Annotated in this window: 6 protein-coding genes and 1 tRNA gene; 1 reads left to right on the top strand and 6 read right to left on the bottom strand. The window is 61.8% G+C overall.

All coding sequences use genetic code 11. The features are described 5' to 3' along the window. Nucleotides 1-59 precede the first annotated feature (59 nt). From KJ554_04325 to KJ554_04315, 3 genes are all read right to left on the bottom strand, one after another. Nucleotides 60-1,145, bottom strand: a complete 1,086-nt coding sequence (locus tag KJ554_04325) for a HEAT repeat domain-containing protein (protein MBU0741564.1) — start codon at nt 1,143-1,145, stop codon at nt 60-62. 7 nt (nt 1,146-1,152) lie between these two features. After that, complete coding sequence (locus KJ554_04320; protein ID MBU0741563.1) at nt 1,153-4,002, bottom strand: AAA family ATPase; 2,850 nt, start codon at nt 4,000-4,002, stop codon at nt 1,153-1,155. Between the two features lie 370 nt (nt 4,003-4,372). Beyond that, nucleotides 4,373-4,447 (bottom strand) — tRNA-Asn (locus KJ554_04315). 186 nt (nt 4,448-4,633) lie between these two features. Between KJ554_04315 and KJ554_04310 the strand changes: the two genes are divergently transcribed. Continuing rightward, nucleotides 4,634-5,647 (top strand): 3'(2'),5'-bisphosphate nucleotidase, encoded by a 1,014-nt coding sequence (locus KJ554_04310; GenBank protein ID MBU0741562.1) that lies wholly within the window; start codon nt 4,634-4,636, stop codon nt 5,645-5,647. Nucleotides 5,648-5,651: 4 nt separating this feature from the next. Here the strand turns inward: KJ554_04310 and KJ554_04305 are convergent, their stop codons facing one another. The 3 genes from KJ554_04305 to KJ554_04295 form a co-directional block, all read right to left on the bottom strand. Further along, on the bottom strand, nt 5,652-5,984 hold the full coding sequence (locus KJ554_04305; GenBank protein MBU0741561.1) for a type II toxin-antitoxin system death-on-curing family toxin: 333 nt from the start codon (nt 5,982-5,984) through the stop codon (nt 5,652-5,654). A 53-nt stretch (nt 5,985-6,037) separates the two neighbouring features. After that, complete coding sequence (locus KJ554_04300; protein ID MBU0741560.1) at nt 6,038-6,268, bottom strand: AbrB/MazE/SpoVT family DNA-binding domain-containing protein; 231 nt, start codon at nt 6,266-6,268, stop codon at nt 6,038-6,040. 54 nt (nt 6,269-6,322) lie between these two features. Then, nucleotides 6,323-7,115 (bottom strand): ShlB/FhaC/HecB family hemolysin secretion/activation protein (locus tag KJ554_04295; protein ID MBU0741559.1); only part of this gene is annotated, 793 nt, incomplete at its 5' end.

Genomic DNA, 7,115 nt, shown 5'->3' with positions numbered 1-7,115 from the left:
GATTCCGATATCACGCCCATGGAGAAGTCACCTCGGTGAACAAAACCTATTATCTCGAATCACTTGCTCCTGACGAACTTACCTAAAGCCTCTCCGATCTGTCCGCGGTGGATAGAGATAAGGTCGAGGCCCCAGAGCCGCATGAACGTCGCAAAGGAATCCGGATTCACCGGTTGCAATAGTACCGCCGTCATAGCGAGGTCTGCGTCGTCGTCTATGTAGTACCGCGTGAGTGAAGATCCTTTATTCATATCGCAGACTACCATCGTCAGAATGTCGGGACGTTGACCTGCGAGCGGACCGAGAATGTACCCCGAGGTCAGGCAAAAATACCCGTCCTTCTCCACGACGGTTGTCGTCATCAGCTCGTTCGTAGGATCATCGACACGGAAACGGCCCGGGGCCTCTGGGGTCACTGTCAATTCGAATACGCGGAAGTAAGCGGCCAGTTTTTCGAGTTCGCTGTCGCCGTGGTTCTTGGCCGCCGGGTTCTCTTCCATGATCGGCGCCAGCGGATCGCCGAGGTCTACTGTTTCCGGCCTCGGCTCGCCGGCTCCGCGCTGGGCCGCAAGCCACTGCCGCCATTTCTCGGCGTCCGGGCCAAACTTCTGACCGGCAATCTCCTCAAGTGCTGCGTTGTACAAACCGGTCTGCAGTGGACCATCAGCTTCGTCCAAGCAATCGATGAGCACTTCGAGGCCCGTATCATCGCCGAGTTCACGCAAAGCGATGGCGATTTGGTTCAGGAGAAGCGGGCTACGACGGGCATCGCTTCGGGCAGCTCGACGTAGGGGTTCGGCGGCGCGACCGTCGCCGATGCGGGACAATGCGCGCACCGCAGACGCCCGGTATTCCCAGTCCTTGTCTTCCTCGTTCACCGCAGACGCCAGGCGCGGAACGATATCCTTGCCCATGCCAAGAATGATCCGGCTGCCCTTGTGGAATTCCTCGTTGTCGTCCGACGTCGATAGGTCTAGGAGGTGCGGCACGGCCCGGTCCCCGAATTTCATTATGACACGCGAGATCTCGTCGATGCGCGCTTTGTTTTTTTCGCGCCGCAACATCTCGATCAGCCCCGCTAGATCCCCCTTCTTTACCAGTTTTTCTAGTTCGTCACCGCCAAAAACCCCCATAGTTATCTCCAATCGTTCTTTAGCCTCCGAAATGCATTCGCAGCGTATCGGAATATAGGCCGACATCATCCGCAGTGATGGTGCGCAGCGCGTCTTGGTTGATCTCGGTCAGGGAGGCCAACCGGCGGGCCTGCGCCTTGCGAATACCTTCGCAGACATTGCGGACATACCTTCCGTTACCGAAGGACCGAGTTCGGGTTGCATGGGCGACAGCCAGGTGGTCGTCAACCAACCGCACGGCATCTTCCGTGTGAACATACCCGGCGCGATCCATCAACAGTCTGTAGATAGCGCTCAACGCCACGGGATCGTAATCATCGAATCGTATCGTGTTGTTGAAGCGCGATTCTAGACCGGGATTCGAAGCGATGAATCGTTTCATTTCTTCAGGATATCCGGCTACGATTACGCATAGTCGATTACGTTCGTCCTCCATCCGTTTGAGCAGCGTATCGACCGCCTCTTGTCCGAAATCGTTGCCTCCTCCCATCAGCGAATAAGCCTCATCAATGAATAGGATGCCATCCCGTGCACGATCAATGACCTCGTTGGTGCGTATCGCGGTCTGTCCGACATAGCCCGCGACCAATGCGGCCCGATCCACCTCGATGACATGGCCCTTGGCCAGGACACCCAGTTTGCGATAGATGCGCCCTAGCAGGCGCGCGACGGTCGTCTTGCCTGTACCGGGCGGACCTTCAAATACCGCATGCAGCGAAACAGACTCGGCGGGAAGCCCCATTTCCCTTCTCTGGCGATTAGTTTGGATGAGCGCCATCAGATCGGCGCAGTCTTGCTTGACCCGCTCCAGGCCCACGAGACCATTGAGTTCAGCTAGGATGTCCCCGAGATCCTCATCGTGCTCCGAGTCCTCGAAGGCATCGTCGAGCGTCGCCTCGATATCCTGGAGTTCGAGTGTTGACAGCAAATCCTGTTTCTCTGCCGCGGTCTCCGCACCTGCTACACGCCCGATGATGCGTCGCGACTGATGGCCGACGATCTCCTGCAGGGTGTTGCGGACGAAACGTCCGTTGCCGAAAGTACGGTCCCGTGAGCGGTAGGCGAAATCGAAATATCGTTGTAACTTGTCTCGGGCCTCATGGGTCAAGCGGTACTGTTTCTCGCTTGCGAACAGTTCGAACAGCTCCATCAATTCCGCAGGCGTGTAATCGGCAAAGACGAAGGTGCGATTAAAGCGAGACGCCAAGCCAGGATTCGATTCCAGGAACTTCCGCATCTGATCAGGATATCCCGCGGCGATGATACAGATCCTATCCCGGTGATCCTCCATGAACTTCAGAATTGTATCAATGCTCTCTGCGCCGAAGTCGTTGCCCTCTTTGGCGAGGGTGTAGGCTTCGTCGATGAACAGAATACCGTCCAGGGCGCTCTCAAGTTGAGCGGCCGTCTTCGTGGCCGTACCACCAACATGCTCGGCTACCAGCCCAGCCCGGTCGACCTCAACGACGTGTCCCTTCTCCAGTAGGCCAAGCGCCCTGAAGATGCCTCCCATCAAGCGAGCGACGGTTGTCTTGCCCGTCCCGGGTGGACCAGTGAACACCGTGTGAAGCACGAGATTGCTCGCAGGCATGCCGGATTCGCGGCGCAAGATCTCGACCTGCAGGGTATCTACGAGCCGGGCGACATCCTGCTTGATCGATTCGAGCCCGATCATTTTGCTCAGGTTGGAGGTCGCCCTCTCAAGTTCGGAGGCCATGTCGCCTACGTTCGACGATGACGGCGCCCCTGACCCGAAAGCTGGCGTTGCGTTCCCTCGCCCCGCTTCCGGCGCATGCGCGACGGACATGGGCTCCTCTGCCTGGCGGGCGTGCGCGAGTTCGTAGGCTGCATGCATCTGGCTGTGTTCTTCATTGTCGGGGTTGAGTTCCGCCGCACGAGCTGCCAGCTCCAGATCACGGCCATCACTCTGTACGAATTCGTGGAGGAAGAACGCGATCTGGGCAAACAACTCCGCCGCCACGAGATAGGCGCCGTCTTCAACTTCGCAATTCGCAAACTCGATTGCGAGATCGAACTTGTTCGCGATGAGCATGCGATGGATCAGATCAGAGCATGCCTTCTGCTGATCGTTGGCGCCGATGGTCAGGATCATCTCGTACCGGAATCCCCTCTCAAGGTAGATATCTTGACCTGTCTGTTTGTATAGAGCCTCGGCGGCGGTTGCCATTTGCCGGTAGGATTCGCGCTGCAGTAGTTGCGATTCTTCCCCGTGGAGGACCTGTTCGTACAACCGCAGGGATTCCTCGTAACGCCCCACGTCGTACAGGCTGGCCGCAAGCATCATCAACACGGCCGGCTCCCTGAAGCCCTTGTTGTAGACGACCAAGAGGTGGGGAACACTTGCCTCGGAGTCGTTTAAGTTGCGCAAGGCAGTTGCCAAACCAATTCGGGCCGACATGTCATCAGGCGAACTCTCCACACAGGCCCTGAACACGTCCCTCGCACCGATGAAATCGTCGCTTTCGTTCATGGCGTGGCCGACCAGCGGCAGGGCCTCCGGCACCTCGAGGTACAGACCGGACTCCCAGAGATGCCGTCCGTAGCGCAATACCTCATGCGTTTCCTTGAGGTGGAAATGGGCCTGAATAGCCGCCAACATCGTCAGTGGGTCAGACCGATCCTGTCCGAAGGCGATGCGGAGAGGTGCAGCCGACTCCCTTACCTTACTCGCCCTGCCAAGACTGATACCCTCGTCCCGATGCGCGAGCGTAAAATCCGGATCCAGCTGCGCCGCTTCGTGGTAGGCAGACGCAGCATTCATATAGTCCTTGCGGCCGAAGTAGGCTTCGCCGCGAGCGTAGGCACGCCGCGCGTCTTCATGTTTGTCCGAACGATTCCAGATCGCCATGGCCTCCTCAATAAAGCTAGTTACGAGAAAACCTCTCGCATTGTATAGATCGTCGGGGGATCATACCAGATAGAGATCAGGGCCACAAACGGTTACGATCGATGATCGCAGTACTCGCCACCGCTAAAACCGAGAGGGTCGTCAAACAGAGAATCCGAGAGTTTTTCTACCACCCAGCGGGGTCCGATCGTGACCCCTAACGGTTCCGGTCGAACCCCAAACTCTCTCTCCCAAAACAGAGATTCCGACCCCACCCGTCAAAACCGCCCAACCCATTGCCAGAACTGCGTATAAATAATAAACCCGAAAGCTCTCGCTCCCGGGCCGCACCGTTAACCACTATGTCCACCCAATTCCGCAGAAAAAGGATTGGCTCCCCGGGTAGGACTCGAACCTACAACCCTGCGGTTAACAGCCGCATGCTCTACCATTGAGCTACCGAGGAACCATGAAGTCGTATGGGCCGCGCCCGCCATCGCGGGGCGGCATGTCAGGGGCGGGAATATAGGCGATACCCCATATTCTGTCAAGGTATCGGCCCTTTCTGCCGTCGGACGACACCTCCGCTTGCCTCCCTCACCAGTCATGGTATCTTGCCCGGACTGGACACGCCACCACCTGCGGAGGAAACATGTCTGACCCCAAACCAGCAGCCTATGACGAAGAACTCCGGACCGCCCTTGCGGCCGTACGCGAAGCCGGCCTCCTGTGCCGCGCCGTGCAGGCCGAGCTGAACCCCGGCGTCCTGCAGAAGCAGGACCGCAGCCCTGTCACTGTGGCCGACTTCGGCAGCCAGGCGCTGATCTGCCGCGCTCTGGCCGAGTCCTTCCCCGCCGACCCGGTGATCGGCGAGGAGGACGCCGCGGCCCTGCGCGACCCTGCCAACGCGGTCGTCAATGCCCAGGTTACCAATCGCGTGCAGACCCTGCGTCCCGGCGCCGAACCCGGGGACATCCGGGCCTGGATCGACCGCGGCAGCTCGCGCGACTTCACCGCGCGCTTCTGGACCCTCGACCCCATCGACGGCACCAAGGGCTTCCTGCGCGGTGAGCAGTACGCCATCGCCCTGGCCCTGATCGTCGACAGCCGGCTGGAGCTGGCGGCGCTGGGGTGCCCCAACCTCGGGGCGACGCTGGACGAGGCTCCGCACGGTCCGGGCGCGGGCACGGTGCTGACCGCCGTGCGCGGACACGGTGCTTGGGCCTGGCCCCTGACCGGCGACGGCGATCCCGTCCCGGTGCGGGTGAGCGAGCTGACCGATCCCGCCGGGCTGCGCTTCTGCGAGTCGGTCGAGGCGGCCCACTCCTCCCACGACGATGCCGCGCGCATCGCCGTGCTGCTGGGCGTGGCGGCGCCCGGCGTGCGCGTGGACAGCCAGGTCAAGTACGGCGTGACCGCCCGCGGCGAGGCCGACGCCTACCTGCGCCTACCCAAGTCTGCCGCCTATGCCGAGAAGATCTGGGACCACGCCGCCGGCGCCCTGGTGGTCCTGGAGGCCGGCGGGCGGGTCAGCGACATCCACGGCCGGGACCTCGACTTCTCGCGCGGGCACGAGCTGTCGGGCAACCGCGGCGTGATCGTCTCCAACGGCAGGCTGCACGACGCGGTGCTGGGGGCGATCCGGGAACTGGGGATAGGGGAGTGAACCGTCAGACGGCCTTCCCGCGATAGAAGCGCGCGACATCGCTCTTGTCCGGCCTACCCTCGGCCAGACCCGAGGCGAGGCCTTCCAGTTCGTCATCTGTCGCATCCAGTGCCAACTCGTTCAGCGACAGGAACACCAGGGCCGCCGCCAAGGCGACACGTTTGTTGCCGTCCACGAACGGATGGTTCTGGCTCAGGTGATAGTGGTAGGCGGCGGCCATTTCCGGGATGCCGTCGTGCAGGAACACGCAGTCGAAGGTCGCCCTGGGCATGGTGGCGGCGGCTTCGAGCAGTCCCCTGTCCCTGAGACCGGGATCGCCGCCGAATTCCGCGAGCATGCGTCTGTGGATCCGCACGATCAGTGACGTCGTCAGATAAAACGGCTCAGACCTCACTCCGCGAGCCGCCTCAAGACGCGCCGGCGTTCCTCGATGACCCGTTCGAGACTCGACTCGAAGCGATCCTGATCTACGGGTCGCGGCTCTGTGGGTGTGATGATCAGAGAACCGTCGCTTATGGTCAGCTTGACCTGTCCCTCCTCCTCGAGTCCGAGCAGTTCCAGGATCGGTTTGTCCAGGATCAACGCGTTGCTGTTACCGACGTTGCACAGTTTCTTGATCATATCGGCTCCAGTGGTTATATCCATTTCATTCCATTGGGTCGAATATATCAACTCCTACCACGCCTCCAGCGCCAGCGTGTACATCCACGGCCACCCGCGCGCCCCCTCGCCCACCGGCTTCGCCGCGAAGAGCCGCACGTTGCGCAGCTTGCCGCCGAGACCCAGGTACTTGCCCAGGCCCACGCCCACGTCGGCGCGCCAGCCCCGGCCGCCGGGGTAGTCGTCGAGGGGGCCGTCGCGCCGGAAGACGCGCCCCCAGTCGGCGAAGGTGATGGGCTGCAGGCCGAGGGACTTCAGCAACGGCACCCGCAGCGACCCGAACGGATCCAGGTTCCACCGCACGTCCAGACTGGCCCAACCGCCCCCGTCGCCGACGAGCTCCAGGGCCTCGTAGCCCCGCAGGGTGCCGTGGTCGCCCAGGTAGGTCTTCCACTCCAGCGGCGCCTGGCGGTCGATGCTGTGCCAGTTGCCGCGCAGCACCCACGCGTCGCCCCAGGGGTCGCGCTGTCGCCACGCGGCCTTCAGGACGAGGTGGCGGTACCACGCCGTGCCGTCCGGGGCGGACGCCACATCCGGCAGCGGCGAATCGCTGACCCGGTGCCACTGTTGCAGTCCCTGCAGCCACAGGCCGCGCCAGCTGACCTGCAGGCCGGCATAGAGCGTGCGGCGCGACAAGCCCTCGACGGCCAGGTTGCCGTCGACTGCGGCGCGGTCGCCGAAGAGGCTCCAGTCGGTGGCCACGCCCAGGGGCCGGTGACGGCCGCCGCCGCCGCCGAGCAGCAGGCTCAACTGCGGTCGCGGCGTGATCCGCAGTCCCGCCCGCCAGTGCTCAAGCTCGTAGTACTGG

Source organism: bacterium, from assembly GCA_018814885.1.
GTDB lineage: Bacteria > Krumholzibacteriota > Krumholzibacteriia > LZORAL124-64-63 > LZORAL124-64-63 > JAHIYU01.
The sequence above is the reverse complement of the archived record's forward strand: the minus strand, read 5'-3'. Positions and strand labels throughout refer to the sequence as shown.